Below are 454 nucleotides of genomic sequence, written 5' to 3' on the forward strand. Positions count from 1 at the left end.
TTCCGGATGGCACTCGGGACGTTCTGGGTCTGTGGTTTCAGGCCAATGAGGGCGCAAAGTTCTGGGCAAAGGTTCTCAGCGATCTTCGCAATCGCGGCGTCCAGGACATCCTGATCGCCGTCGTGGATGGGCTGAAGGGCTTCCCGCAGGCCATCGAGGCGGCCTTCCCCCAGACGCGAGTTCAGACCTGTTGGTGTGGACAGCCTCCCCACGGCACCACAATGTGCCACAATGAGGTTATCAAGGACCACATGAGGGAGACCGTCCATGGAAAAACTAATTCGAGTTGGGATCGACACGTCAAAGCACGTCTTTCAGCTTCACGGCGTGAACACCGCCGAGAAGCCGGTGCTGCGCAAAAAGTTGCGGCGAACGGATATGATGATGTACTTCCAAAAAATGCCGCCGACCAGGGTGGCGCTCGAAGCCTGTGGGGCGTCCCACCACTTGGCGC

The 454-nt window shown here is 58.8% G+C and carries 2 pseudogenes; both read left to right on the plus strand.

The features are described from left to right. Positions 1-191 (plus strand): annotated as a pseudogene (locus tag C6W91_RS18185) (transposase); the annotation flags it as partial. Positions 192-267: 76 nt separating this feature from the next. Continuing rightward, a pseudogene (locus C6W91_RS18190) lies at positions 268-454 on the plus strand (IS110 family transposase); the annotation flags it as partial.

It is taken from the genome of Phaeobacter sp. SYSU ZJ3003 (assembly GCF_041300735.1).
GTDB classification, from domain to species: domain Bacteria; phylum Pseudomonadota; class Alphaproteobacteria; order Rhodobacterales; family Rhodobacteraceae; genus Phycobacter; species Phycobacter gallaeciensis_A.